Annotated in this window: 3 protein-coding genes; 1 reads left to right on the forward strand and 2 read right to left on the reverse strand. The window is 33.3% G+C overall.

The genetic code is table 11. The features are described 5' to 3' along the window. Window positions 1-395: 395 nt before the first annotated feature. The gene (locus tag QZ357_RS04560; protein ID WP_290772386.1) at window positions 396-1,208 is read right to left on the reverse strand and encodes a MerR family transcriptional regulator; all 813 of its coding nucleotides are present in this window, start codon (window positions 1,206-1,208) and stop codon (window positions 396-398) included. A gap of 84 nt (window positions 1,209-1,292) precedes the next feature. Between QZ357_RS04560 and QZ357_RS04565 the strand changes: the two genes are divergently transcribed. After that, window positions 1,293-1,913 carry a GNAT family N-acetyltransferase gene (locus QZ357_RS04565; protein WP_290772390.1) on the forward strand — a complete coding sequence of 207 codons (621 nt, stop codon included), beginning with the start codon at window positions 1,293-1,295 and terminating at the stop codon, window positions 1,911-1,913. Window positions 1,914-2,438: 525 nt separating this feature from the next. Here QZ357_RS04565 and QZ357_RS04570 read toward each other — a convergent pair. Next, complete coding sequence (locus QZ357_RS04570; protein ID WP_290772393.1) at window positions 2,439-5,084, reverse strand: valine--tRNA ligase; 2,646 nt, start codon at window positions 5,082-5,084, stop codon at window positions 2,439-2,441. Window positions 5,085-5,140: the final 56 nt, after the last annotated feature.

The following is a 5,140-nucleotide window of genomic DNA, read 5'->3' on the forward strand; positions in this document are numbered from 1 at the left end:
ATTGCTTTCTTATGTTGAATGTTTTCCGATTTTTACAACCTTCCTTTGCAAATTTTCGTTTGATATTTAAACCATGAAATATATACAATTAATACAAAACAGAATAAAAATAAAGCATTAAAACTTAAATATTAAGGCAAAACCGTGTACTACCGTTAAAGTCCATGCTCTATATACCCAATAATCGTAAGCGAACCTTTAATACAAATTTTATATAACATTAAAAATACAAACTTCAATTATCAGTTTATGTTTTTTTCTTTAGAAGAAAAGATAAAAAATACCTTCACAATCAATATCGTTACTTAATCATAAAATACTAAAAGCATTACCCTTTTTATAAAAAACATATATTTATAACGTGAATAGTAAATATATAACATTCCTCTATAAAATCAAAGTTCATCTTCAATCTTAATCATAATCTTAGTAACGTATTCCGAAAAATCAGATATTGCAAATTCATTTAACCCTATCTCATAAGCATATCCTTCAAGTGTCAAATTATTTTTCTTGGCATAATCAATCATTTCCTTATATATAAGCGGCAACTTATCCCAACTACCTTTTTGATAACCACATAAATACTTTCCTTTAGGTTTAATTATTTTATTTGCCGATGAAGAAACACTTAAAGCCGGGACATAAAGACCGTCATATTTTTCAAAGTTTTCATTAATAACTTTATCAAGAGATATAAATGCTCCAATACCCATACGAATTTGTTCAATACTCCATATGTCTTTAATATATGTAAACATCTCTGATATATCCCCATCCATAAAATCATAAGGAGTAATCAAAATACTCTCAGCCCGTTGCTCTTCAATTCTGATAACTCTTCCCTTTAATTTTTCACAAAAGATCAAATTACCTTTTTTAGCCTTCAATACTTTTTTAATATTTTTCATTTTTCTGATTTCATCATCAACTTCTTTTATTTTAGAATCTGCAATCTCAATAAAAGCATCAGAAGTGGGATTTTTGCAAAATTCTCTGATTTCTTCAATACTCATATTCAGTTCTTTCAACATACGGATATAATCAAAATCCATACTTTGTGACAAACCGTAATACCTATACCCATTCTCTCCTTTTGTATTGGGAGAAAAAAGCCCTATATCGTCATAATAGTGAAGTGTCCTTTTATTTACTCCGTGTAATTTCGCAAATTGTGAGATTGTTAATCTAATATCATTTTTTTTCATTTTATATAACTCCCCTATTGACATTACAGTAACTGTATAGTTTATTATACCCAGTACAGACAAAAATAACAAGGAGAATTAAAAATGGAAATCACATTAAGAGAATATCAAAATAAAGATTTTAAAGAACTGGAGAATATTATCCGTAAAACATGGCATTATGATGAATTCAGCAGTCCCAAAACGGCAAAAAAGTTGGCCAGAGTATTTTTAAGCAGCTGTTTAACAAACCATACTTTTTCAAGAGTTGCTTTGTTAAATGATAAGCCGATTGGCATTATCCTGGCAAAAAATGCAGCAACACATAAGTGTCCTTTAAAATACAGATTAAAGCAGATTCAGTCTATTATATCGCTGTATCTTTCTAAAGAGGGACGAAAAGTATCAAAAATATTTGAAAGTGTAAATGGTATTGATAAAGAACTTTTAACCGATGTTGACAAAACTTATCCTGCCGAACTTGCATTATTTGCGGTTGATGATTCTTGCAGAGGAAAAGGAGTCGGCAAACAACTATTTCAAACTGCAACCGAGTATATAAAAGAACAAAACCTTGATGAGTTTTATCTGTTTACGGATACAAGCTGTAACTTCGGTTTTTACGAACATCAAGGAATGAAGCGTCGCTGCGAACGAGAACATAACTTTAATATCAAAGGACAACAGGCAAAAATGAATTTTTTCATTTACGACTATCAAATATAACCGTTAATCCGAATTCACCTTAAAAGTTAACAAAGTTATTTATCTTTGTTTATTATAATCCATAATAAAAAAGCCGTATCAAGAGATTTAACGCCTTAGGATAAGACTTGTACTCTTGATATTGGCTTTTTATTTACCCTATATTCAATAAAAGATAAAATATACATCCTATGTTCACCATGTACTTAAAATATTCATAAACATCTTATTATTATAACTAAATACCGATTATATAGTTTATACATATTGCATTTTTAAGTTCACCCGATATCATATCACCACATATCATAGATTTTGATACTTTCACTCTTTTGACTTCTTTTGGAACTATTTACCTCATCATTCATTATAAATAGGACACACCATATTAAATATATATATAATGTTTTACTTACATAAATATTACTGTCCCCACTGACCGGTTATCACTGTGCTTGCCGTCATACCGTACAAAGTTAACTCCGTTTAAAATCGATATATTATAAGTATTGTTCAAAAAATAAAAAGAGTGCAAAAGCACTCCTTTTATTTTAACTTATCTAAACTTTCACGTACTTCCAAAAGCAAAGACTCATATTTTTTGTATTTTTCCCTTTCCCCTTCAACTACATTTTGAGGAGCTTTATCCACAAAGTTTTTGTTTGAAAGCTTCTTATCAAGTCTTTCTATTTCACCGATAAGCTTCTTTTCTTCCTTCTCAAGTCTTTCAAGCTCTTTTTCTCTGTCTATAAGTTCTCCCATAGGAATAAATATTTTTGCCCCTTCCACGACAATACTGAGGCTTTCTTCTTTATCATATTCACTGTCGATAAAACTTATATCTTTAAAGCTCGCAAGCTTGCATAAAATATCTTTGCTTGAAGCAAAAACACTCTTCATTTCATCGTCATTCGAAAGAATATATCCATCGGCCTTTTTTGAAGGCGGAATATCCATGTTCGCTCTTGCATTTCTTACGGATCTTAATGCTTCCACGATAATGCTTATATCCTGTTCTTCTTTTTCAAAGTTGTATTTTTCGTCATATTCAGGATAACTTTCGGCAATCAACATACCATCTTTTTCAGGCATAAACGCATATATGTGTTCTGTGATAAACGGCATGTAAGGATGAAGCATTTTTATTATATCCATAAATACATGATTTAAAGTATATTGAGTGTTAAACTTATCATCTATATTGTCTGAATTTAATCTTGGTTTCGCAAATTCAATGTATAAATCACAGAATTCATTCCAAATAAAAGTATAAAGTTTTTCTGCGGCAATACCGAATTCGTATTTTTCAATATTGGCGGTAACTTCTTTAACAATCTGATTCTTTCTTGAAATTATCCATTTATCCGTATCATGAAGTGTATCTAAATCAACTTCTTTTCCCGCGTCAAAATCTTCAAGATTCATTAAAATAAATCTTGCGGCATTGTTTATTTTGTTTGCAAAGTTTCTGTTTGCTTCTACCTTGCTTTCCTGCCATCTTGTATCGTTACCTGCTTTGTTTCCCGTAACAAGAGAAAAACGAAGAACATCTGCACCGTATTTATCAATTACTTCCAATGGGTCAATACCATTTCCGAGGGATTTGCTCATTTTTCTACCTTGTGAGTCTCTGACCAACCCGTGAATATACACATGGTGGAAAGGAGGTCTACCCATTTGTTCTATTCCCGAAAATACCATTCTAGCAACCCAGAAGAAAATAATATCAAAGCCGGTTACCAAAACATCGTTTGGATAGAACTTTTCAAGATCCTCGGTATTTTCCGGCCATCCCAAAGTTGAAAACGGCCATAATGCAGAAGAGAACCATGTATCAAGGGCATCTTCATCCTGTTTTAACGTTGTGCATCCGCATTTTGGACATTTATCAGGTGCACTCTTGCTTACAACGGTCTCCCCACACTCTTCACAATAATATGCGGGAATTCTGTGTCCCCACCACAACTGTCTCGAAATACACCAGTCCTTAATGTTTTCCATCCAGTTGAAATAAATCTTCTTGAATCTGTCAGGGACAAACTTTACTTCGCCATCTTTAACAGTTTCAATTGCGGGTTTTGCAAGTGGCTCCATTTTTACAAACCACTGAAGAGAAGTCAAAGGCTCAACAGTAGTGCCGCATCTGTAACACGTACCTACGTTATGCATATGGTCTTCTATTTTTTCAAGAAGCCCAAGCTCCTCCAAATCTTTAACGATTTGTTTTCTGGCTTCTTTTGTTGTTAACCCTTGATATTTTCCGCCAAGTTCGTTTATTGTTCCGTCATCATTAAATACTCTTATCTGCTCAAGATTATGTCTTAAACCCACTTCAAAGTCGTTAGGATCATGACAAGGAGTTATTTTAACACATCCCGTACCGAACTGTTTATCTACATAATCATCAAATACAATAGGAATTTCCTTGTTTACAAGAGGCAAAATTAACTTTTTACCTCTTAGATGAGTATATCTTTCATCATCGGGATTTATCGCAACGGCACTGTCACCGAGCATTGTTTCAGGTCTTGTTGTCGCAATTACAACATACTCGTCACTGTCTTTTATAGGATATTTTATATGCCACAAGTGTCCTTTCTGCTCTTCATATTCAACTTCCGCATCGCTAAGAGCTGTACCACAGCACGGACACCAGTTTATTATCCTGTTTCCTCTGTAAATAAGCCCTTTTTCATAGAGCCTTACAAATGTTTCTTTTACCGCTTCGCTTACTCCTTCATCCATGGTAAATCTTTCTCTTGACCAATCACAAGAAGCACCTAGTTTTCTTACCTGGTTCGCAATCTCTTTCCTGTAGGTTTTTGCCCAGTCCCAAGCTTCTTCCAAGAATCCTTCTCTTCCCAAATCTCTTTTGGTTTTGCCTGTTTCTGATTTTATTTTGTCTACCACTTTTACTTCAGTTGCAATACTGGCATGGTCTTCTCCCGGCACCCAAAGAGCGGCATACCCTTTCATTCTTTTGTATCTTATAAGAATATCCTGAAGAGTATCGTCAAAAGCATGTCCTATATGAAGCTTTCCCGTAATATTCGGAGGCGGCATTATAATAGTAAAGGGCTTTCCGTCTTTGTTTATCTCAGGTTTGAAATATCCTCCCTTTTCCCATTTATCGTATATCGCACCCTCTATAGCCGCAGGGTTGTATTGTTTATCCAATGTGTTTTTACTCATAACTTTACTTTACCTCTTTATATAATTTCTAAACGCCCAAAAAAGGAATAAGTGTC

The organism is Anaerofustis sp. (assembly GCF_019420015.1).
In the GTDB taxonomy this organism is placed as follows: Bacteria; Bacillota; Clostridia; order Eubacteriales; family Anaerofustaceae; genus Anaerofustis.